Below are 24,588 nucleotides of genomic sequence, written 5' to 3' on the forward strand. Positions count from 1 at the left end.
ATGAAATTTCTAAAAACCGCATTATATATAATCCTTCCTTTGCTTTTACTAAACTCATGCCGAGATTATGTTGAAGTTGAACAAGTTGGAAATAACAGAATTTTAAAATATACTTCTGATTACAGGGCATTAGCTAACAGCTATAACGATATGACTTCTTCTGGAGGAATCTATCTTATTGCTAATGCTGATGTTGAATTTCCGACAACTTATCAAAACGGAGTAAGTACAATTTGGGCAAACAGCTATACTTGGCAGGACAGAATTTACGATCCTTCTCAGGGCGATTCAGACTGGATCGGATTATACAAAGCAATTTATTACAGTAACGTAATCCTAGATGGCGTAATGAGCAGCCAAAAAGGAACAGATGCAGAAAAAAAAGAAATCTATGCTGAGGCTTTTGTGCATAGAGCATTTGCTTACTTGCAGCTAGTAAACACTTACGGACCTCAATTTGATCCAGCTTCTGCGAATTCAGAAAAATCTGTGCCTATTTTATTGAAACCTGAACTGTTTTCTTCATTAGACAGAAGCACTGTTGCTCAAGTTTACGATCAAATTATATCTGATTTAAAGAATGCCTTAGCCAATGATATTCAGGATTCTCCTCCATTTAATGTGCTTCCTTCTAAAAAAGCGGTGTATGCATTACTTGCCAGAACATATCTATATATGGGGCAATATCAGTTGAGTCTTGAAAATGCAGAAAAAGCTTTACAGATGCAAAATGGCCTGATTGATTTAAAAACATTTGCTTCTGGCTACAGTTATCCCGTTCTGATTCAGAATCCTGAAGTAATATTTTCTAAAACTTTACTCAATACCTACAATAGAGCTCCTTTGTCTCCTGATTTATTAAGCAGTTTTGGAACTAATGACTTGCGCTACGATTATTATACAATTGCTGGTAATATCGCCATCTCTCCTACTTACACAGGAAGAGGATTTGGAATTGCGACTTACAGCAATACAAACGGTATAAACGTCGGGGTTTCAGTGCCAGAAATGTATCTTATCGCAGCAGAATGTTATGCGCGAGGCGGACAGCCACAAAAAGCAGTTGATTATTTAAATATCTTAAGAGCTAAACGTTTTAAAACAGGAACAGCTTACAGTGTTAGTGCAGCAACAAACAAGGAAGCTTTGGATTTGGTTTTAACTGAAAGGCAAAAAGAATTTATCGGACGCGGATTCAGATGGTTTGATCAGCGCCGCTTAAATTTAGATCCGACTTATCAGAAAACTTATAGCCGAGTTTTCAAAGGCCAAACCTATACCCTAGCTCCAAACAGCGACGGATATGTTTTCCCAATCAATCAAAATTATATCGATTTAAACCCAGAACTGGGCAAATAAAACTTACAATGTTCAAAAAATTAATAAATATCAAAGTATTGGTATTGGTGTTCTGCGCCCTTACCTTACAGGTCGAAAGCCAAGAAGTTAAATCCAGATTACAAGGAATGGTCGACATTCCGATTCCTGGAGCAACTTTCAGCATGACATATGATCCAAAAGGCGGACCTTTAGAAAATGTTAAAAATATAAGCGGTTATGCTTACGTTTTTAATGATTACAGATGGGAAATAGAAGACCTGAAAATGAAAAAAAATGGCGCTGTTTACAGCGCCGATTTTACAGTTCCAAAAAACTGTGCTTTTATGGCTTTCAAATTCTATGGCAATACCGAAAACGGATTAGTTACCGATACTAATCAGGATACAGGATATATGCTGGTTGCTTTTAAAGAACCAAAAGTAAAAATGCCAGGAGCAGATTTGGCTTGGGCAACTTTTAGAAATAAGGATTTTAATGGCCAATTTGGAGGTTATTTTAAAGATTTTTCTATTGACGGCGATGCTACAGAATATTGGTTAAAAAAAGAAGTAGCAAGTAATGGCAACAGATTTCCAGAGTTTTTTGATACTTATTTCCAAGTTCTGAAAGTTCAAAAACCTGAAAAATTTCAGGAATTGGGCACTCGTTTCCTTGGGGATTTTACAAAAAATATGAAAGGAATGCCTGAAGAAGTTTATCTAAAAGTGTATCACATTTATTTGAATGATCTAAAAAACAAAACAAAAGCAGATTCTCTTGAAAATGTAATCGTAAAACAGTTTCCAAAAGGAGCATTTTTAAGGCAAAAAGCTTATCAAAAAATTACGCCTACTGCAGATGCCGCAGAAAGAAATAAATTAATTGCACAGTTTTTAGCTGATTTTCCATACAGTTCTGAAGTGCCGTCGTCTCAAAAATATTTTTATAACAATATTGTAAAATTGCAGTTTACTAATTATTTCGAAAACAAAGATTATAAAAGCATTTTGGCCATGATTCCAACCATGAATTTTGCTAATTTAAATGATGCTTATCACCAGAATATTTCTAAAGCGCTGTACTTAAAAACTGTTGATGCTGCAACTATTGAAACTATGGCAGTGCCTATGATTAAACTGATGCAGGAAAAGGTAAATGACATGTCTTATATGTCAGGATTGTATTGGTCGCCAAATCAGGCCACTGAAAATGCAAAAAATCAGCTTAACAACGAATTAGTGATTCAGATTCGAATGTATGATATGCTGAAAAAATACAAAGAAGTTTTAGAGACTTTCGAATTGCTTCCATTTGAAAAACGTTATGAAAAAGCAAGTATTAACGATATCCATATCAAAGCATTAGAATCTTTCAACAAACCAATCATTGAGGTTTTAAAAAATGCGGCAAGAGCCAATACTTTATCTGAGGGCGCAACTGCAAAACTTAAAGAATTGTATTTGAAAGAAGGCAAAAAAGAAGCTGATTTCCCTGCTTATTTGGAGCAGCTGAAAAAAGAAAACAAAACAGAAGAAAAAATCGCTCTGATTGATATCGCCGCTCCTCCAATTAAAGTGCAGTCAGCAGATGGCAAAACAAAAGATTTGGCTTTAAACAGCGGTAAAATTATCGTAATCGACTTTTGGGCAACTTGGTGCGGGCCTTGTAAAAAAGCTTTCCCAGCTATGCAGCAATTGGTAAACAATTTCAAAGATAATAAACAAGTTGAAATTTATTTTATCAGTACTCAGGAAACTAAAGAAGGCTATAAAAAAGAAGCTTTGGCATATTTAAAAGAAAAAGGTTTAAAAATCAATACGTACTTTGATTTGGTTAAAAAAGGCGGTGGCACAAACAATGCTTCTTTTGGCCAATATGCCAAAATTTTTAATTCAAGCGGTATTCCTAGAAAAGTTGTGATTAAAGACGGTAAAATCCGTTTTACATCTGAAGGATATTCTGGAAATCCAGGACAATTAGTAGATGAACTTACAAATGTCATCAATGCTTTGAAAAACGAATAATTGCTTTTTGAAAATCAAAAAAATATGAAAAAAATAGTTTTACTATGTACACTCGCTTTGGGTGTGCATAGTTTATCTGCACAGAAAAAAGCAGTAGACGAATCGGCATACCAATCGTGGCAGCGAATTAACAGCAAGTCTATTTCTTATAATGGGAAATGGATGTCGTATAATACTGTTTTTCAAGATGAAGAAAAAGAAAACAAAAAACAGATTATTATTCAGGAAGCTCCAAAAGGAAAACGATTGGTGCTGGAGAATATCAGTGATTTAAAGTTCATCGGAAAAAAAGACTGGATTCAGTACAGCAAAAATGACAGCACGCTTTTGCAGAATTTAAAAACAGGAGTTAAAAAACTTTGGAAAAGCAAGCATTACACAAATGCACTTGACGGAACCGATTTCCTGTACTACACTCGCCCTGAAACTCCAAAAGGAAAATTCTTCTTGCAGCGTTTGGTTTGTTACAATTTAGAAAGTAATGACAGTACTTTTGTAAGCAACATTAAGTCGTCTCGTTTTTTAAAGAACAAATCGATCGTGTATGTTCAGATTGAAAAGGATCAGGTTTTTCTAAAACACGGAGCAATTGGCGGAAAACAAGAAACTATTTACAGCGGAAAAGCATCAGATTTTGGCGATTTTCAAATAAACGATAAAGAAATTGGCGGCAGTTTTACTTTGAAAGGTAATAACAGCTCCGATTTTAATGTGGTTTATTCTTTTAATCTGAATAATACTTCTACAAAAGTTTCATTCAACTATGATGATATTAAATTAGACGAATCTGGTTATTCGATTTCAAAAACAGCATACGGATTAAACGAAAACACTCGTTTTATTACGCTATTAGTAAATTCTAATAAACGTCCTGAAAATACACAGATTGCAAAATCGAATATTGAAATCTGGAGATCAAATCAGGGAACTATGGAGCGCAGACAGGAATTACTAAGAAATACGAAAACGCTTCCAAGTGAACAGAAATTTATTTATGATATTCAAAATAAAAAAGTTATAAAACTTGCTTCAACAGGCGAATTTGATCAGGTTCTAATTCCAGAATCTGGAAACTTCAAAGGTGTTTTTGCCATTGATAAAAAACCATATGCTGTAGAAGTAGATTGGACTTTTAATGAACGTAACGATGTATATTGGATTGATGCTTCGACAGGAAAATCTACAAAAGTACTAACTGGAGTTTTTGGAAGTATAACATGGAATCCGCAAGGAAGTTTTGCTGTTTATTATAATGAAAAAGAAAAAATTTGGACAGTTTTTGATTCTGCTTCTTTGCAGTTTAAAAACATAAGTTCACAAATTCCTTTTCCAGTTTCAGATGAAAACGTAGACATGAAATCGGCCAATACGGCTTACGGAATTGCTGGCTGGTTAAACAACGGAAATACAGTAGTTCTTTATGATCAGTTTGATTTGTGGGCAATCGATCTTACGAATCAGAAAAAGGCTTATTCGCTGACGCAAGGTTACGGAAGAAAAAACAATGTAGAGCTTCGTTATAATGAAACTGGCTTCATAGGAGATTTGGACACTAAAAAATCAATTACTTTCATAGGTTTTGATATCACAAGTAAATCAAAAGGAGTATATAAATTAGCTAATAATAGTACGATTACAAAAGTATTTGCTAATGCTGATTATAATGTGCGAATTGAAGCTGTTTCTGGAGATAATTCAAGTGTACTATTCAGCAAAGAAAGCTATACTATTTTCCCAGATTTATGGTGGGGCACTGCTAATTTTGGTTCACAATCTAAAATGACAGATATAAATCCGCAACAGAAAGATTATGCTTGGGGAACTGCAAAAGTATTGACATGGAAAAGCTTTAACGGAAAAGAAAACCAAGGGAATCTTTATCTGCCAGACAATTACGACAGCAAAAAAACATATCCTGTAATTGTTCATTTTTATGAAAAACATACAACAGAATTTAATGCATATCAGCTGCCAGAAGTTAGTTCTTCAAACATTAATATTCCTTCATATTTAAGCAGAGGATATATCGTTTTTCAGCCAGACGTTCATTATGTTTATGGTGATGTTGGAAACAGCGTTTACAATGATGTCATGAGCGGTGTCGACTATTTAATTGCAAATGGTATTACTGAAAAAGGTAAAATCGGAATTCAGGGACACAGTTTTGGAGGTTACGAAACTTCTTTCTTAACCACTAAAACAGATCTTTTTACTTGTGCAATTGTAGGTTCTGGCGTAAGCAACTTTACTGCCAATTATCCTGTTATGAGATCCAATGGAATTTCGACTATGTTTAAATACGAAGCCGATCAATATCGTATGGGAAGTTCAATGCACGATAACCTTGACGGATACATCAAAAATTCGCCTTTATTTGCTGCAAAAAACATTAAAACACCAATTTTGATTTTCCATAATGATAATGACCGCGCAGTTCCTTATCAAGAAGGACAATCTTTATTCTTTGCACTTCGTCGTTTAGGAAAACCTGCTTTATTGGTAAACTATAAAAAAGAAGGACATACCTTAGACGATGCCAGCAATAGAAAAGACTGGACACTCAAAATGCAGCAGTATTTTGATTACTACTTAAAAGGTGCCGCAAAACCAGACTGGATGTAATTTAATTAAAATTATGAAACACATAGAAACATAGATTTTTTTCTCTTTTTCTTTTGAGAGCAAAGAAGAAGCTAGCTTCGACACATAGAATACTATGTGAATTGATGCAAGTGAAACGCCTTTTATAAGTCTAGCAACTATGCTTCTATGTGTTAAAAAAAAACTATTGTTTGAGGGTTTCTCTCGAGACCTTCAAATGAATAGCAGGGACTTCTTATACCCTATTCCAACTAAAATTCAATCAAAAAAAAGAACAATAAGGATCAACAATGAAAACAAAATTAATTTTAGCGCATTTCCTATTTCTGGGTTTAACTCAGGTTTCTGCGCAGTTTAAAACTACTTTTCCACTGCCCAAAGAAGTCGCACATGGAACGCTTAAAAATGGAATGCAATATTTCATCATGCACAACGAATGGCCGAAAGACAGAGCCGATTTCTATTTCGTGCAAAATGTTGGAGCAATTTTAGAAAACGATGATCAGGACGGATTAGCTCATTTTCTGGAACACATGGCTTTTAATGGGACAGAACACTTTAAAGGAAAAGGAATTATCAATATGCTGGAAAAACAAGGTGTTTCTTTTGGAAAAGACATCAATGCTTATACCGCTTATGACGAAACGGTTTACAACATAAGCAATGTTCCGGCTGACAACAAAACTTTACTGGATTCTTGTATGTATGTACTTCATGATTGGTCAGGTTATTTACTTTTGGCCGACAACGAAATTGATGCCGAAAGAGGCGTTATTCGTGAGGAATGGCGCACCAGAAGAAACGCAGATTACAGAGCCGGAGAAAAAATAGACAAAGTCGTTTTTCAAGGTTCAAAATATGCAAAACGAAATGTAATCGGAGATTTGAATGTCATCAATAATTTCAAATATCAGGTTTTAAGAGACTATTACAAAAAATGGTATCAGCCTCAAAACCAAGCTGTCATTATTGTCGGAGATATCGATGTGGCGTTTATCGAGAAAGGTGTTAAAGAGATTTTTGGTTCGATACCTACTCCAAAGAAAATCAACAAAAGAGAATACGAAAAAATTCCGGCGCAAAAGGAAAATCGCTATGTTCTAGCTACCGATAAGGAATTACAGCGCTCAGGGATTTCACTTTCCTATACCAGACCAAAACCTTTACTGCAAAACGAAACTGAAATGACCAAAAGCATGCAGGAAAGCCTTGCCATGCAGTTAATGAATATTCGTTTTGGAGAATATATCTTGAATAATGAAACGGCTGCTTTATCTTTTGGAATATCTAATAGCAATCTTTCCAGATTAGACAGCAAATTTTCATTGAATATTGCCCCTAAAAAAGGCAAGTTTTTAGAAGCTTTTTCAGAAGCGTATAGGGAATATGAAAGAGCCATTCAAAACGGCTTTACACAGCAGGAATTAGACCGCTTGAAAACCAAAATGCGTAGCAGTTATGACAACCGTCTAGCAAATAAAGATAAAATCAGCAACGGATCCTGGGCAGAACAATTTCAGATGTATTTCCTAGAAGCCAATCCAGTTATGACAATGGATCAAGAGTACAAATGGATAAACAGCTTCTTAGATAAAGTTACACTCGAGCAGGTAAATGCCGCTTTTAGAGCTTTAGAGCCAAAACAAAGTTTAATCTTATCGGTTTCTGCCCCAGAAGATGCTGCAACCAAATTTCCTGAAGCAAACGAGTATTGGAATGCCATAAAAACCATTTCAAACACTAAACTGGAACCGTACAAAGAAGAAGAACTTACAGCTTCATTGGTAAAAGAACAATTGACAGAAAAAGGGATTGTAAAAACCAGCGATATCAAAGCTTTCGCAAATGCGAAAGAATATACTTTGGCCAACGGTGCAAAAGTGATTATTTATCCAACCACATTAAGCAAAGACCAGATTTTGTTTTCGGCTTACAGCGCAGGAGGAAATTCGCTTGCAGACTGGCAGGATCTTCCGTCATCTCAGATTGCTACTGGTGTGGCTTCATATTCTGGTTTAGGAGATTATAAGTTTACTGATTTAAAAAAGAAACTAACTGGTAAAACAGCTACCGTGAGCCCATATATTGGAGGCTTATACGAAGGTTTTAACGGAAGCAGCAATAAAGAATCTTTAACGACTTTATTACAACTGACTTATTTATATTTTCAGCATCCGAGATTTGATACTACCACTTTCGACAAAATCAAAGAGCAGTATCAAAACAAATTAAATAATGCTCACAATAGTAATGAAAAAGCTTTAAGTGATACGATTTCAGTTTTAAACAGCAATTATAACAAACGCAATTGGTTATTATCACAAGATTTCATCAATGCTTTTGATTTGAATAAAGCAAAGAAATTCTATACAGAACGTTTTTCTAATGCTGCAGATTTTACTTTCCTTTTCGTAGGAAACATTTCTGAGAAAGATATTGAAGCAATCAATACCTATTTAGGCAATATTCCATCAAGCGAAAAAACAGAAACATACGTCGACCATAAAATTTATATGAAAGATGGAAATACTGAAAAAACAATTTTCAGAACGATGGATACGCCCAAAACGACTGTTTATCTTCATTTAGAAAATAAAGATGTAATCTATTCTAAAAAGAACCAAATTCTGAGTTTTATAGTTTCGGAGTGGCTGAAAAAACGTTATTTAGAAACCATTCGTGAAGAAGAAGGAGGCAGTTACGGAGTACAAGTTGCGGCCAATTTATCGCAATCCCCTTCTCCATTATACTCTTTAGAAATCAATTTTGACTGTAATCCTGACAAAGCAGATGCGTTGATAAAAATCATTCACGCAGAACTAACAAGAGTACAAACAGAAAATATTCCTGCCAACATGCTGGAAGACATTAAACAATCGATCATTAAAAATTATCAGGAACAGATTAAAGAAAACAGTTACTGGCTTAATGTGCTCACATCGTACGTTCGCAACGATGAAACACCTCTTGATATAGAACTTCTTAAAAATACATTAAACACCATTACTGCGAAAGATTTAAAAGAATTTACAGTAAATGCCTTGAAGAAATCAAACAGCGTACAAGTGCTTATGAAAGCAAAGTAAGAATCAATTTTAAATCCATTTTTAGTTTCAAGGTTTAAAACATTCTTATCGATTTTTTTATTTTTTTTTATTTTAATTAGTTTTTAAAGGCTGTCTTTTGGCAGCCTTTTTAGTTTCAAAATCATCTTAAAAGCCTCCGTTCAAATCTTTTTAGTAATGTTTTAAATTTTTATTGAAAGGGATTACATTTGTGCGACAAAACCTAAATAGCATAAAGTAATTCATAGAGCCAAAGAAAGACAATCTTTCCTTAACTTAAAACATTCTTTTAAAATCCTCCATAAATTTTGTAATTTATATATTGGTTTAATGCTATGAAACTGCCTGCCATACTGTTCGGCATACGCTTGGCCATATTCGTTTTTTAATCGCTCCTCTTCGTCTTTTTGTGCTTTTTTGCCTTCTCTTCTTCCGTAAGCCAGCCGATCGGATCTGTATATTTCAAAAGATTATTCGGCACATACCCATATCGGTTATAGTTCTGGGTGTTGCTTGGATCCTGAACATAATTATCCGTCTGCAAACGGAGCAATTTAGGATCATACAAGCGCCCATCCATGCCCTCATTATAAAAGTGAGCTAGTTACAATGTAGGGACTAACTAATATATTTCTATTATAAAGCCAGATTTACAACAATAATTATTATAACAATATAAAGCCGAGCACTTGGCTTTTTTTAGTACTCATGAATATTTATCTTTTTTCAGGAGGTGAAGCTACTATAATTATTTCTTGGCCATTTTTTAAATCATTTTTATTAAAATTGGCCCAGCCAAAAACATTTGTTCCATAAAGACTAATTATGATATTCTTCGGTAGAATCTAATCTAACTTTAACCGAACCAGTAGAATCTGTTATATATTCGCCAACCGTAACAAATTTTTTCTTTAAATACCCAGGCTTAACCATTCTAATTTCAGTAGTGTCTGATGCATTAACCCTATACTGTTTTGTTTTACTGTCAATGGCTTTAATTTTTACAGTAATTTGATTTTCTAAATCACTTTTCTTTTTACAATTCAAAATTAGCATAGCTATAAAAGAAATGAATAAGACAGTTTTTATTTTAAGGGTTTCTAATCGGATATTCAGTTATATTTAAATGATTAATTAATACTCCCTGAAAATAATATCCCGTTAAATTGACATTATTAATTAAAGGCCATTGAAAATTACCTCTTACTGGACTGCCTTGAAATGGGTTTTCCGGTAATGTTTATTTAAAGGAGTAAATCTTCAATTATTATGTTTTGCTCGACTGAGGCAAAAAATTGGTTAATTGCCTAATAATTTATGATAGGGGTATTTATTGATTCCCGCAAGGGAGAAAGAAATAATTCTAATGTGGCCAAATTTTTAATTTTTCATTCTGCATTTCAAAACTAATTAATCAAGCCTTAGTTTGGGGCCTTTTTATTAAATCCATTTTTCTCGTAAAATGCAATAGTCCGAGACCAATTTCAAGACAAGAGCAGTATGGGCAGTAAAATTTTTTTTGCGTTCACAATATTTTGTTTTTTGTTGTTTTTCATTAATTATCTACTCTTATTTTATGGGCGTTATGTTATAAGAAATACCTTTTTTAGTCTCAAAAACTGCAGTGTAGCCAATGGAGGATTTCTCACTCTTTATATTTAATTTTTCTACTGCAAATGGCAGAGAGGATCTTATAGAACAGGTCCCCCCAATGTTAGAGATAATTTTAGCGTGAATCATTTTTCCTTCATTCCATTTTATATCCACCGTAAAATTGCCTTTTGCCGTAATTCCTCTAATTTCACCATCTGTCCAAGAATCTGGCAATGCTGGAAGAAGATGAATTTCTTTATTCTGGCTCTGCATCAGCATTTCGATCACGCCTGCAGTTCCTGCAAAATTTCCATCGATTTGAAAAGGCGGGTGCGCATCAAACAAATTTGGATAACAGCCTCCATGTCGTTTGTACTTAGGATCGTTATCTTTTGTCAATCTTAATTGATTTTTGAATAATGTATACGCATGATTTCCGTCCAAAAGTCTTGCCCACATATTTACCTTCCAAGCCAGACTCCATCCTGTTCCATCATCGCCACGCAGTTCTAATGTTTTCTTTGCTGCCGCGGCTAATTCTGGTGTATTTAGCGGAGAAATTAAATTTGCAGGATGCAAAGCATACAAATGAGAAGTATGTCTGTGATGCGGATCTTCTTCTTCAAAATCTTTATACCATTCCTGCAATTGTCCTTTGCTTCCTATTTGAAAAGGAAGTAATTCTTCTGCCGCCTTCTTTACTTTTTCTCTGAACTCTGAATCGGTATTTAAAACTTTAGAGGCTTCAACCGTATTTTCAAACAAATCTTTAATAATTCCAATATCCATTGTAGAAGCTGTTGTTACAGTTCCCTGTTTCTTTCCGTCGTAATAGAAAATATTTTCTGGCGAAGTTGAAGGCATTGTGACCAAATGACCATTTTTGTCTTTCTGAAGCCAGTCTAAACTAAACTCTGACGCTCCTTTGATAATTGGATATACTTTTTTCAAGTAGGATTTGTCGCCAGTATATTCATAATGTTCCCATAAATGTCTGCTCAGCCAATTCGCTCCCATGTACCAGTTGGCCCACATTGGATCTCCTTTTCCAAAATCGCCTACAGGATTGGTCATTGCCCAGATATCTGAGTTATGATGCAAAACCCAGCCATTGGCATGATAATAACTTTTGGCTGTTTCTGCTCCTGTTACAGAAGCATTTTTTACATAGTCGTCAAGCGGAAAAAATAATTCAGGCAAACTTCCCGACTCTACAGGCCAGTAATTCATCTGTAAATTGATATTTGTAGTGTAGTTGCTGCTCCATGGCGCACGAAGTTTATTGTTCCAAATTCCTTGTAAATTGGCGGGTGCATTGTGCGTACGCGAAGAAGATATTAACAAATAACGGCCAAACTGAAAAAACAAAGCTTCCAATCCAGCGTCTTTTTGCCCTTTTGCATATTCTTCCAATCTTATGTCTGTTGCAAGATTAGATTTACTGTTTTCTTTTTCATTCAGCTTTAAGGAAACTCTATTGAAGAGTTTCTGAAAATCTGCGATATGTTCTTTTAATAAACTATCATATTTCTTCGTAACAGCCTTTTTAATTGGACTTTCAGCAAATTTATGTTCGTCTTTCCCTTCACTGTCTGGACATTTATCAAATCCATTAAAGCTTGTTGCCACTGAGACGAAAAGCAAAATCTCTGAGGCATTTTTAATCACTAATTTATTTCCCTCCGAGCTTATTTCTCCGTCTTTTATTATTGGTTTAATAATCAGTTCAAAACGCATTCCTCTGCATCCTGACGGATCTTCGTAAATGACTGGTTCTTGGTTATAATCAATATAATTGGGATCAGAATGCGATGGTGCTTTTCCTTTTAAAACCAAAGTCTGATTTTGTACTATTCTTTCATTTTTCAAAAGACTTGAAGCATCAAGTGTAACAGAAAGTTTCTTTAATTGATCTGCCGAAAGTTTAATGATAATACATTGTGCTGGTGCTGAAGCAAAAATCTCTCTTTTGTACTTTACGCCGGCAACAGTAAAATCTGTTACTGCCAATCCTGTTTGTAAATCCAGACTTCTATTATAATTCTCTATTTTTTGTCCGCCAAAATCCTGCTTCAAAATAAGATCTCCCAAAGGCATAAAACTTTCGCTGTAAGGTCCCTGCATATTTTTAGTCAAAATATTGGCCTTTTCAAAATCTTCATTTTGAAGAGCTTCTCTAATTAAAGCCAGATTCTTAAAAGCATCCGGATTTACATTTTGATGCACTGGTCCTCCGCTCCACAAAGTAGCTTCATTCAATTGGATTAACTCCGAATCTACTCTTCCAAAAACCATTGCTCCAAGTGTACCATTTCCTATCGGCAGAGCTTCCGTCCACTCCACGGCAGGCTGATTGTATTGCAGTTTTAAATCTTTTTGCGCGAAAACAGAAAATCCTGTCAGCGTTAACACTAAAAAAAGGTTTTTTTGAAGAGAATGATACGGCATGTATTTTATTTTAAATGGATATTATTTAAATCGTTTTTAATTTCAAAACAGTTACAGAATAAGCAGGAAGATTCAATTGCTGTTTCCCTTTCGTTATTTTATAATCGCTTTCTTTTGGAGTAATTTTTTTAGGTTCTGAAAAGGTATTTTCATCTTCTAAATTTGGACTTACCAAACTAATTATACTTCCTTTTGATCCCAATTTTGCTCCTTTCAAGTCGATACTCACTTCTGATGCTGTGGCTGCAGTATTAACCAGTTTCACAATAATTTCTTTACTATTTGCATCTTTTACTGCCGATGCATATAAATTGTTCTGACCAATTAAAGCTTTTCCATCCTGAGTAATATTTAATAAATCTGTTCCTTTGTTGGTAGAGAATAACTGTTGTACATAATAGTTTGCAGAACCGTACGACTGGAGATTGTTAAACCAAATCATATCTGGGGTCCACTGCCAAGCATCTTCATGAGCCATTAAAGGTGCATAAGACGTTAAATGAACTACTTCTGCATTTCTCTCCAATCCTGTCATAAAAGCCGCTTCTGAGAAAGCACATTCCCAATTATTCCTATTGTTTGGATTTGCCCCAGAAACACTCTGTGCCGCATATTCTCCAGCAAATATTTTTGGCCCCTTGCGATCATAATTATCGTAACGGCCAGCATTTTCCCTAAACCATTTTGGGCTTTGGTAATAATGTTCATCAACCAATTCTGCATTCAGCTTCTTAAGTTCTTCCATTGCATAATCAAAATGTTCTCCGTCTGGCGAAGGACCGCTTCCTGATACAATAATGATATTTGGATATTTTGCTTTTATAGCTTTTTCAAAAACTTTATATCTTTCAATATAATCTGCGCCCCATTGCTCGTTTCCAACTCCGATATATTTTAAGTTAAACGGCTTTGGATGTCCCATATCCGAACGAATTTTTCCCCAAGCCGTAGTAACAGCTCCATTAGCAAATTCAATTAAATCCAAAGCATCTTGCACATACGGATCCAGTTCGTCCATAGATGCTAATTCTCCTGTATTGTACTGGCACGCCATTCCGCAGCTCAAAATTGGAAGCGGTTCTGCTCCAATATCTTCTGAAAGCTGGAAATATTCAAAAAATCCTAAGCCAAAACTTTGAAAATAATCTGGCGTTAATTTATGATTGAATTCAACATTCCATCTGTTCATCATGGTTTTTCTATCCTCAATATTCCCAATCGATTTTTTCCATTGATAACGATCTGACAAAGTTCTTCCCTCTACAATGCAACCGCCTGGAAAACGTAAAAATCCAGGTTTTACATCGTATAAAAGCTGAACTAAATCTTTACGAAGTCCATTTTTTCTATTCTTCCACGTATCTTCTGGAAACAATGAAATCATATCCAAATCAATCGTTCCGGTTCCCTCAAAAGTGATTTTCAGTTTTGCTTTTGCCTCAGTTTCAGTTGCCGTAAATTGTGCGGTATAATTGGTCCATTCATCTGATTTTGGAACTATACTGGTTTCTCCAAGCACTTTTTGATCTTTATCAATCAGTTGGAAAATAATCTTTTTGATGGCTGCTTTATGATTAGCTGCTTTAAACGAAAGATTATATCTCGCATCTTTCTTCACTCCCATTCCTCTAAAACCTTCATTTATTAAAGCATAACCTTTGTCATTATTAATTTCAACCCTGCAAAAATTAGTATTATTTGACGCCACGTTGATGGGCAGTGCCATTCCAGATTCTTTATTCATGGAAGATCTGTTGCTTTTAGGCTGTTCCCATCCCATTAAAGGTTTCTCAAATTCAAAAGATCTGTTTTTAATCATTTCAGCATAAAGTCCACCATCAGCAGCAAAATTGATGTCTTCAAAAAACAAACCGAACATGGTCGGCTGGATTTTAGTTATCGTTTTGGAAGCATCAACCTCCAAAGCCGCTTTTTGGGCATTTCCGTAAATACTGCTAAATAGTAAACCTCCTATGAATAATGTTGAAATTACGTTTCTTTTCATTTGTATTGTTTTGTTTTTATATTGAGAATGCACCTGCAATTTATTAATTAATCTTTTGAAAGCGTATTTTTATTGTATTTTTTACACTTATATTTTTCTCACAAGAATAAATTACTTTTTAACTGCCTCATACTTATTTGGGAAAGCGGCTTCTCCATCCAAATTGATTACTTTCAAAACATCGACATTTTTACTTTCAACCGCATATTTAAAATAATCTGGTTTGTTTTTTCCCCATTGAACTGTGCAATTCTGAACTTTTATACTTTCAGCGTTATCAAAATAAAATCCTGAAGTGCTTCCCTTCACAAAACCCTCTACATTTGCAGGTCGTCTGTCGTATAATCCACCGGGAAAAGAAGTCATTTTATCTATAAAAACACTAACATTGTCAAAAACAATATTCTTGATTTTATCTTTTGATTCGCCACTCACAAAAACACCGTTTTCTCCTGTGCATTGGATATTAGAAAAATAAATATTCTTAATCTCGCCCACTTTTCCTTCTGTTGCTCCTTTTGGAAAACGCCAATTGGCATCTTTATGATTTATTTTTGCTCTGCTGAAAGCTGTTATATAAATCGGTTCTGCTTTTCCCCACCAAGTATCCGTGTTTAATTTACTTTCTATAATCATATTAGAGAAAATAACATCGCTTACTGTTCCCTCGTCACGATTCTGAATTCCTAATGCGCGATTGCTGTTTTTAATTATGCAATTATTGAAAACTACCTGTCTAATAGCATCCATATTTTCTGAACCAATTTTAATAGCGCAGCTACTGCTGGTCATAGTACAATTAGTCACTGTAATATTTTCGCAGGCACCAAATTCTTCAAATTCTCTTCTGTTTTTCAAACAGATGCAATCGTCACCGCTTTCGATATAACAATCACTGATTCTGACATTTTTAGAATGATCCAAGTCGATCCCGTCACTATTGCGGACTTTCAAACTGTTTAATAAAGTAATGCCGCTGATCACAACATCGTTACAGCCAATTAAATGAACTGTCCAGTAGGCCGAATTTCCAATATGAACATCTTTAATTCTAATATTTTTACCACCTATAATCGTTAACACATGAGGTCTTGGATCTAATACATTAAACGGTTTTAAAACATAAGCATCTTCTTCTTCCTCTCCCATAAAAGAAATTCCGTTTCCGTCTATTTTCCCGCTGCCGCTAATGGTAAAATCTTCTATATTTTCTCCTCCAATCCAAATCGTCCCTTCACCCGGATTGGTTCTGAAAGCACTTTTTGTATAGAGTTTTTCATCTGGACTTGCCAGTAATTTTGCCCCTGCTTCAATATGCAAATCGACTTTTGATTTTACATCAATTGGTCCTGCCAAAAAGGTAAAAGGTGCAGGAATCAAAACTCTTCCGCCCGTTTTGCTGCAGGCATCAATTGCTTTCTGGATGGCTGCAGCATCATTTGTCTTTCCGTCTCCTCTTGCTCCGTACTTTTTGATATCGTAGATTTTCTGCGCAGAAACGGTTAACGAAAGGCAGAAAATTAGCAGCGTGATGATCGATTTCTTTTTCATATTTTTTATTTTTTTTGCCACAAAGGCACAAAGGCGCTAAGTTTTTTTCACGCAGATTTTTCAGATTTAGGCAGATTTAATTAGATTTTTTTTATAAAATATCTGTTAAATCTGCTTAGATTTTTTTCAATCTGCGTGAAACAAAAACACTTTGCTTCTTAGCGTCTTTGCAGCCTTAATGGGCAGGCAATTCAAATTTATTCTGTTCTGGTTCTATTTTTCTTTTTTCAGCTTCGCTATCCAAATTGCTTCCTATGACATCTTTAAAAATAATTTGACTGACTTTATCGGAAGGAATATCAATTGCCTTCATCTTTAGATTTTTGACATCATCAAAAGCAAAAGCAGGACGAAAATCTTCTTTATCCAAAATCAGTTTGATATTTTTCATTTCGATTCCGTTTACGTGACGGACATAAAATCCCCATGAAGGCAATTCGCCAAACATGGTAAATTCAGGATATCCGTTGATATTTTCTTTTACATCTTTTAATCGGCTTAAAGGATGATATGCCATACCTTTCGAAGCTCTTCCCGGATAAACGATTTCAATATTCTCTAAAGTCACATTTTCTATTGAATACCCTGGAATTCCCGCTATAGAAGACGGAAATGGGTTATGGAAATAATCAACCTCAGGCCCGCGCATATCATAATCAATATCTGGACGACCAAAAGGGACTTGTACTTTTACATTTTTAACCGATACATTCTTGATATATCCTGGTTTATCTCCATTTCTGTGTCCCAAACGAATCAATACAGCATTACCAGTATTGGTTGCCACTATATCTGAAACTGTAATATTTTCAATCTCCGCTCCATCAACAGATTCAATTGCAATAGCAGATCTGAATGTGTCAAACACCTTGATGTTTTCAATCGTCACATTTTTAAAACTGCCATAAGAACCCGTTCCAAATTTCACAGCGTTGGCACTTGATCTAATTGTACAATTTCCAATGTAAATATTGTTATTGTGCAATCCTGGCACTTCAGATTTTAAACAAATTCCATCATCCGCAGTATTCACATTGCAGTTTGTAATTCGTACATTTTCACAGCCATCAAGATCGATTCCGTCATTGTTCCAATACGCACGGCTTTCTACTTTCATAAAATCAATAACAATGTTTTTGCATTCTCTAAAGCACTGCGTCCAGCCTGGACTGTTTTTCAAGGTAATTTTAGTCATCGTGATAGAATCACATTTTACAAACGAAATCAGTTTTCCTCTTCCGTCTTCAGGGCGCATTCTTCTGTAATTATATTTTGGGTCTATTCGAACTCCCGTGTGATGCAGAGAATCAATTGCCAGAGCCAGTTCTCTTCCCTGTCCGTCAATAATTCCTTTTCCGTTTACAGCAATATTTTTAGATTCATTCGCAATAATAAAAGCTCTAATTCCTTCATATTTTGGATAATCCTCTGGATTGGTGCTACCAAGTAAAATGGCGTCATCTTCAAAAAACAATTCTACATTACTTTTTAAAACAATACTTCCAGATAAAAAGGTTCCTTTAGAAAAAAGAATTCTACCGCCTTTGTTTTTATTGGCCGCATCAATTGCTTTTTGGATTGCCTTTGTATTCAAAGTTTTTCCGTCTCCAACAGCACCATATTTTTTAATATCAAATACTTTCTGTGCTGAAACAGATAAGGAAATACAAAAAATAAAAAGTACGATTACAAAATTTCTTTTCATTTGTTATTTTTTTTATGCCACAAAGACACTAAGTCGCTAAGTTTTTTTTTAAAACCTTCTCTCCTTAATAAACTTTACGCTTTTTCGAGCAATTTTCAATTTAATCCTTTTAAATAAACTTTGAGTCTTTGTGCCTTCGTGGCAAAACATAAATTACCAGAAAACAGTGTACAAAGCCACTAAAATTCCACAGATAATAAAAGATCCAACTATAAACTCTGATGATACTTTAAACATCGATTTATCCACTTCAATTTTATGAACTTCAGCTTCCTCTTCTGATACTGGTTTTGCTAAACTGATTCCGACCATTATCAATACGATGATAAAGAAAACAATAGTCATGCGATCCAAAAAAGGATAATCAGGAAAAGCACCTTCTGTCCACATTGGCAGAAATTTCAAAATAGCCGCAAGTGGTACTGTTAATAATGCCCCAGCCAATCCAGCGGCTGGAGTTGTTTTTTTCCAGAACATTCCCAACAAGAAAATCGCTAAAACTCCCGGTGAAAAGAAACCTACATATTCTTGAATAAACTGATATGCCTGATCTAATGATTTTAATGCTGGAGCTACAAATGCTGCAATAATCATACATACCACAACACACCATCTTCCAGTACGAACCAGCTTTTTTTCTGATGCTTGGGAATTAAAATATTTTTTATAAATATCTAAAGAAAATATAGTCGAAATACTATTGGCTTTTCCTGCCAAAGAAGCTACAATTGCAGCTGTTAAAGCTGCTAGAGCCACGCCTTTTAATCCTGCAGGCAATAAATTCATTAAAGTTGGATAGGCCTGATCTGGTTTTAAAACTCCTGCCGCATCCACCATTTCCTGCTGAAACATTCCGTTCTCGTGCATTACAAACATTGCGATACCAGGTAAAACAGCAATAATTGGAACTAACAATTTTAAGAAAGCCGCAAACAAAATTCCTTTGCGTGCTGTTTTTAAATCGGCTCCCAAAGCTCTCTGAACGATATATTGATTACATCCCCAATAAGCCAGATTATTAATTAGCATTCCGCCCACTAAAACCGACATTCCTGGCAGTTCATTGTAATGTGGATTGGATTTTTCTAATATCATGTGTAAATGTCCTGGTGCTTCATCAGCAATAATGGCAAGTGCTTTTAAAATGTCTTTTCCAAAACCAAACTGATCTGAAAGTAAGGTCAAAGCTAAATAAGTGGTGACTAAACCTCCCAAAATCAAAACAATAACCTGAAACATATCGGTATATCCAATTACCTTCATGCCTCCCAAAGTCACAATTACAGAGAACAAACTCAGCGCAATAACGCAAAATTGAAAACTTATCGGAGCAATAGAGGAAATCGCCAAAGCGCCTAAATATATAATTGAAGTAAGATTTACAAATACATAGATCAACAGCCAGATAATTGCCATAATTGTACTTACCGTACCGCTGTACCTTTTAGCAAGAAACTGAGGCATGGTATATATCTTGTTTTTAAGATAAACTGGTAAAATAAACATAGCCACTATGATTAAAGTGGCAGCCGACATCCATTCGTAAGAAGCAATCGCAAGTCCGATGGCAAAGCCCGAGCCGCTCATTCCTATAAAATGTTCTGCTGAGATATTAGACGCAATCAATGATGCTCCAATTGCCCACCAAGTAAGAGAGCCTTCTGCTAAAAAATATTCGTTGGAACTAGTTGCTGCAGTTTTCTTGCTTCTGTAAATATACATTCCATAGGCCGTGACTATGATAAAGTAAATAAAGAAGACAATGTAATCTGCGGTTTGTAATACATTCATAATGTGTGGTTATTGTGTGGTTAGATAGTAAAATGTATTGTAAGATCTGATCGCATCAAATCTTGAGAAACCATTTTCTTTTATACAGAAAATAAAGTAAAAGAAGCTGTACACCAGTTACTGAGAGCGCAACAAATACTGGCTGCCATACAATTGGCAAATACTGTATCATACCTCCAAAAAAGTAATCTGCGGTATGTTTAAAATCTACAGAACCTTCTGCTGCGATATATATTAAAATCGAATTTGAACCAATTAAAATCAACGGAAATGCCCATTTATGAAAACCAGACAAATCAATTATCAAATAGAAAAAGACAAAAAACAGAATACTGAATCCGCCGACAAAACAGACAAAAGAGCTTGTCCACAAATGCTTGTTGATTGGAAAATCAATGTTCCAAATTAAGCCTGCAATAATTAGCAATATAGCCGTCAAAGTCATCAAAATTAACTTTGCATTGATTGAAAACTGATTTTTTGCTTTTAAAAATGTTCCTGTAAAAACTCCTAATAAAGCTGTAGAAATCGCGGGAAGAGTCGAAAAAATGCCTTCTGGATCATAAACGGTACTGTGAAGTCTTCCTGGTAAAAATAGGCGGTCAATATACCCTTCCAATGATCCCTCTTTGGTTAAAACTCCCGCTCCAAATTCAGGAACCGGTATCCATTTCATGGCTACATAATATCCCACCAAAATGCCTAAAAACCAAATAAATTGTTTTTTAAAATCAAAATTCAAATAAATCATTCCGGCAAAAAACCAAGCTATTCCAATTCTTCCTAAAACACTAGCAAAACGGGTATGATCAAATCCATCAAAACGCAATAGTCCATTAACCACGAAGCCTAAAACCACTAAAATTCCAGTTCTCCTCAGCATAGAAAGGTATATTTTTCGTTTTTCTTTTGAGGGCAATTCCTGCGGAGTTGATACTCCCGCTAAATTCATTTTCTTCTCAAAAGAATATGGCATAGAAACGCCTGCTACAAACAAAAACACAGGGAAAATCATGTCATAGAATGTAATGCCATTCCATTCCGCATGATGCAATTGCGATGACATCCATAGAAAAATAGGAATTGGAGCCGCCTTGGCTAGAGCATGAATTATATGTTCGCCGCTCATAATCCAAAACATTACAAATCCGCGCAGCGCATCTAAAGAAATTAATCTTCCGTTTGTAGGGTTACTCATTTTTTAGTTCTAGTTTTAATTTTCTATCGCAGTATTCAGTCGCAGTCGCAGTATTCAGTGTTTATGTTACTGAAAACTGTGACTAGAACTAAACAACAGGTTATTTAAAGTGGTTTAATAATAAATCCGTAGCTGTATTCGCTTTGGGTTAATACATATTGTTCATGTGGCGGTTGTCCCCAACTGTTGTCGCCCCCCAAGCCTCGCTGAGTCAAGTCTACACATACGACTACTTCATTTCTCGTAGTAATATCGCTGGAATGAATGTTCTTTTTAGAAATTCCTCCATCAAAATCACTCGGATAATTATTCAAAGTACTCATACATAAAGGCTGCAGACCTTTTATTTCCAAGCCTTTTCCTGTATTGCTTGACAATTTAAACCAGCGTATATCGGTCTTATATCCATTTTCTTGTGGGCGTGTATAAGGCACATATTGGTCTGCAACTTTACTATTATAAATTCCTTTGAATGAAGAAGTTTTCCTATCTGGATAATTTTCTAAAGGACCTCTTCCGTAATAATCCAGATTCTCCAAAGTATTTTTCAAGGTGAAAATCATTCCGAAACGCGGCAGTTCTGGTACTGGATTATTGCCTTTTTTATAAAAGGCTTGAATTTCTAAAGCACCATCATTTTCTAATGCATACTTAATTGTGTAATCAGAAGCAACATCATTCAATTTTAATTTTGCAACGATATATTTTTTACCGTTTTCTTCTGTTTGCTGAATACTTTCTAACGAAGTGTTTTTTCCAGCTGTTCTCCAGACATTGGTTCTAATCTGCATTTTATTTCCGATATCATTATCAGTTGGAGCTCTCCAGAAATTCGGTTCAGGATATTCTGTAAAGTATTGCTCGCCTTTTAAACTGTAATAAGATATCAGTCCTGTTTTTTTACTGATGTTAACTGTAACATTATCTGAAGTCAAAACAAATTGGTCTTTTTCATCTTGAATTTTTGCAGAAGCTGGTTTTTCAGACTTTTCGAAATATTTACCGTCTTCAATTACAAATTGTTCTTTGGCAATTTCAAAGTTTTGAGGCCATAATTCTGAACCTTCTTTTGTGTAAGCAAAAACATTCAACAAATATTCTGTTCCTTCTTTTGATTCTAATTTTGGCAAATCAAGCTTGAATTGTTTTTTAGTTTTTGGATCTAAAGCAACATTCAAATTTCCTTGTTTGATTACTTTACCGTTCTCTAAAACTTCATATTTAAAGTTGTACTTGTTCAGATTTGTAAATCCAAAATCATTATTAATTTCGATTATACCATTTTTGATATCTACCGCTTTAAATAAAATATTCTGATAGACTTTCTTCACTTCAAAAGCCCCAGGATGTGGTGTTCTATCTGGATAAACTAATCCGTTATGGCAGAAGTTTTCATCATTTAAATAATTCTGACTTCCCATATCGCCACCATAAGTCCAGTATTTACGACCCGCTTCATCAACTCCATAAAATCCCTGATCTACCCAATCCCAAATAAATCCGCCTTGCATATTTTTGCTGCCACGAATAATGTCCCAATATTCCTGAAAATTACCGCTGCTGTTTCCCATTGCATGCGAATATTCACACATGATATACGGACGGCTCACTTCTTTTCTTGCCGCATATTCTTTCATGTATTCAATTGTTGGATACATTGGACAAATGATATCTGTATTCTCATTTTCTTTTGCCTGCTCAAACTGAACCAATCTGCTATTATCTCTTTTTTTGATCCATTTATATGCTTCATGAAATACTGGTCCATTAGCACTTTCGTTTCCTAATGACCAAATGATTACCGATGGCATATTTTTATCTCTTTCAACAAGACTATAAATTCGGTCCAAATGTGCTTCTCTCCATTCTGGAAGATAACCCGGATTAGTTTTTGGATTCATCCACTTTAGAGGCTGTCCTTCCACTCCCATTCCATGGCTTTCAATATTGGCTTCATCGACCAAAAACAAACCGTATTTGTTGCATAATTTTACCCACATAATATTGTTTGGATAGTGACTGCAGCGCACAGAATTTATATTTAGCTGTTTCATCATTTTGATGTCTTTCATCATCGTAGCTTCGTCCTGGTAATGTCCAGTTTCTGGATTATGCTCGTGAATATTTACACCATGAACCATCAATCTGACACCATTTACCAATAATTGCCCGCCTTTTAGTTCCACTTTTCTGAATCCGATTTGGGTTCCAACCGTTTCTACAATTTCTCCTTTTGTATTTTTTAAAGTCAAAAGCAAAGTGTACAAATTCGGCGTTTCACTACTCCACAATTTCGGATTCGATACATTCTGAGAAAAATTAATGTTCTGAATTTTTGAAGCTTCAAAATTGACACTAAACTCTTTGCTAAAAACATTTTTACCCGAGGCGTCAAGTAGTTTCGCAATTAGCTTTTGATTGTTTACCGCTTTTGAAGTCAGATTTTTTAAACTCACATCAACATTTAAACTTCCGTTTTTATACTTTGCATCTAAATCTGGTTTTGCAAAGAAATCCGAAATGCGAACATTGTCTGTACTATACAAATACACATTTCTGTCAATTCCAGAAAGTCTCCACATATCTTGATCTTCCAGATATGAACCATCACTCCATCTGTAAACTTCAATAGCCAAATCGTTTTTACCTGGTTTCAGATATTTCGAAATATCAAATTCAGCTGGACTTTTGGTGTTTTCTGTATAACCTACTTTTTCACCATTTACCCAAATGTACATTGCCGCTGTTCCTGCTTCAAAATGAAGAAAAACATGTCTATTCTTCCAATTTTCAGGCAGCACAAAATCTTTTTTATAAGATCCTACCGGATTATCCCCATGATTAATAAAAGGCGGATTTTTTTCGAAAGGATACTTTATGTTGGTGTAAATCGGAACTCCATATCCGTTTAATTCCCAATTCGAAGGCACTTGAAGTTCTTTCCAGTGTAAAGTGCTGAAATCTGTTTTATAAAAATCCTTTGGACGCTCGTCTGGTGTTGGCGACCATGAAAATTTCCATTTTCCATTCAAAGAAAAATACCAAGGTGAATTTTCATATTTATCAATGATTACAGAAGTTTCATCTGCATAAGGAAGAAAAGCTGCTCTTGCGGGTTCTCTGTTGATTTGAAACACAAGAGGATTTTCCCAATCGTTGCGATCTTTTTCCTGTGCCAAAACAGCTGCGCCACAAAGTATAAGCAGGCTGAATAAAAGTATTTTGGTTTTGGTTTTCTGCATTTGTTTTGGTTTTAGATAGCTGACATTATTTTTTTTTAAATATAT

At 35.0% G+C, this 24,588-nt stretch carries 12 protein-coding genes and 1 pseudogene; 4 read left to right on the forward strand and 9 right to left on the reverse strand.

Translation table 11 applies throughout. The features are described from left to right. From ACNRYB_RS17500 to ACNRYB_RS17515, 4 genes are all read left to right on the forward strand, one after another. Positions 1-1,359, forward strand: coding sequence for a RagB/SusD family nutrient uptake outer membrane protein (locus ACNRYB_RS17500; protein WP_473728109.1), 1,359 nt, complete (start codon positions 1-3; stop codon positions 1,357-1,359). Positions 1,360-1,367: 8 nt separating this feature from the next. Further along, entirely contained in the window at positions 1,368-3,344 is a 1,977-nt protein-coding gene (locus tag ACNRYB_RS17505) for a TlpA family protein disulfide reductase (protein WP_473728110.1), read from the forward strand. A 24-nt stretch (positions 3,345-3,368) separates the two neighbouring features. Further along, entirely contained in the window at positions 3,369-5,966 is a 2,598-nt protein-coding gene (locus ACNRYB_RS17510; RefSeq protein ID WP_473728111.1) for an alpha/beta hydrolase family protein, read from the forward strand. A gap of 269 nt (positions 5,967-6,235) precedes the next feature. After that, positions 6,236-9,031 carry a M16 family metallopeptidase gene (locus ACNRYB_RS17515; protein WP_473728112.1) on the forward strand — a complete coding sequence of 932 codons (2,796 nt, stop codon included), beginning with the start codon at positions 6,236-6,238 and terminating at the stop codon, positions 9,029-9,031. Between the two features lie 421 nt (positions 9,032-9,452). Here the strand turns inward: ACNRYB_RS17515 and ACNRYB_RS17520 are convergent. The 9 genes and pseudogenes from ACNRYB_RS17520 to lacZ all read right to left on the reverse strand — a co-directional run. After that, positions 9,453-9,590: pseudogene (locus ACNRYB_RS17520) on the reverse strand (RHS repeat domain-containing protein); the annotation flags it as partial. A gap of 239 nt (positions 9,591-9,829) precedes the next feature. Beyond that, positions 9,830-10,066 carry a hypothetical protein gene (locus tag ACNRYB_RS17525; RefSeq protein ID WP_129748327.1) on the reverse strand — a complete coding sequence of 79 codons (237 nt, stop codon included), beginning with the start codon at positions 10,064-10,066 and terminating at the stop codon, positions 9,830-9,832. A gap of 513 nt (positions 10,067-10,579) precedes the next feature. Then, positions 10,580-13,051, reverse strand: a complete 2,472-nt coding sequence (locus ACNRYB_RS17530) for a glycoside hydrolase family 95 protein (RefSeq protein ID WP_473728113.1) — start codon at positions 13,049-13,051, stop codon at positions 10,580-10,582. A gap of 25 nt (positions 13,052-13,076) precedes the next feature. Continuing rightward, complete coding sequence (locus ACNRYB_RS17535) at positions 13,077-15,056, reverse strand: alpha-L-arabinofuranosidase C-terminal domain-containing protein (RefSeq protein ID WP_473728114.1); 1,980 nt, start codon at positions 15,054-15,056, stop codon at positions 13,077-13,079. A 111-nt stretch (positions 15,057-15,167) separates the two neighbouring features. After that, complete coding sequence (locus ACNRYB_RS17540; protein ID WP_473728115.1) at positions 15,168-16,607, reverse strand: glycoside hydrolase family 28 protein; 1,440 nt, start codon at positions 16,605-16,607, stop codon at positions 15,168-15,170. Between the two features lie 175 nt (positions 16,608-16,782). After that, positions 16,783-18,312 (reverse strand): glycoside hydrolase family 28 protein, encoded by a 1,530-nt coding sequence (locus tag ACNRYB_RS17545; protein WP_473728116.1) that lies wholly within the window; start codon positions 18,310-18,312, stop codon positions 16,783-16,785. 153 nt (positions 18,313-18,465) lie between these two features. Continuing rightward, positions 18,466-20,103: a sodium/sugar symporter gene (locus ACNRYB_RS17550; RefSeq protein ID WP_473728117.1), complete on the reverse strand. Its 1,638-nt coding sequence runs from the start codon at positions 20,101-20,103 to the stop codon at positions 18,466-18,468. 55 nt (positions 20,104-20,158) lie between these two features. Beyond that, a complete protein-coding gene (locus tag ACNRYB_RS17555) occupies positions 20,159-21,301 on the reverse strand; it encodes an acyltransferase family protein (RefSeq protein ID WP_473728118.1) in 1,143 nt (380 codons plus the stop codon). 104 nt (positions 21,302-21,405) lie between these two features. Further along, complete coding sequence (gene lacZ / locus ACNRYB_RS17560; RefSeq protein WP_473728119.1) at positions 21,406-24,543, reverse strand: beta-galactosidase, LacZ type; 3,138 nt, start codon at positions 24,541-24,543, stop codon at positions 21,406-21,408. Between the last annotated feature and the right edge of the window lie 45 nt (positions 24,544-24,588).

Source organism: Flavobacterium sp. CR10, from assembly GCF_055814415.1.